At 51.4% G+C, this 697-nt stretch carries 1 tRNA gene and 1 rRNA gene; both read left to right on the forward strand.

Features of this window, described 5'->3' with window-relative positions:
* Positions 1 to 494, forward strand: a 16S ribosomal RNA gene (locus BXO88_RS16225); the annotation flags it as partial.
* A gap of 69 nt (positions 495 to 563) precedes the next feature.
* Positions 564 to 637: transfer RNA gene (locus tag BXO88_RS16230), tRNA-Ile, on the forward strand.
* The last annotated feature ends 60 nt before the right edge of the window (positions 638 to 697 follow it).

Raw genomic sequence — 697 nt, forward strand, 5'->3', positions numbered from 1 at the left:
GACAGGTGGTGCATGGTTGTCGTCAGCTCGTGTCGTGAGATGTTGGGTTAAGTCCCGCAACGAGCGCAACCCTTATCTTCAGTAGCCAGCAGTAAGATGGGCACTCTGGAGAGACTGCCAGGGATAACCTGGAGGAAGGTGGGGATGACGTCAAATCATCATGCCCCTTATGACTTGGGCCACACACGTGCTACAATGGCGTAAACAAAGAGAAGCGAGAGCGTGAGCTGGAGCAAATCTCAAAAATAACGTCTCAGTTCGGACTGTAGTCTGCAACCCGACTACACGAAGCTGGAATCGCTAGTAATCGCGGATCAGAATGCCGCGGTGAATACGTTCCCGGGTCTTGTACACACCGCCCGTCACACCATGGGAGTTGGTAATGCCCGAAGTCAGTGATCCAAGAAAGGAAGCTGCCGAAGGCAGGACTGATAACTGGGGTGAAGTCGTAACAAGGTAGCCGTATCGGAAGGTGCGGCTGGATCACCTCCTTTCTAAGATAAAAGTAAGGGTCTGTGTATTAATCGGTTTTTGATCTTTGAGGAAAAAATTGAATAACCTATGGGACTATAGCTCAGCTGGTTAGAGCGCACGCCTGATAAGCGTGAGGTCGGTGGTTCGAGTCCACTTAGTCCCATGAATGGTGTCGATGCGGTCATGGGTAACACCCGTTCCCATCCCGAACACGACGGTTAAG

It is taken from the genome of Oribacterium sp. C9 (assembly GCF_002007235.1).
In the GTDB taxonomy this organism is placed as follows: domain Bacteria; phylum Bacillota; class Clostridia; order Lachnospirales; family Lachnospiraceae; genus Oribacterium.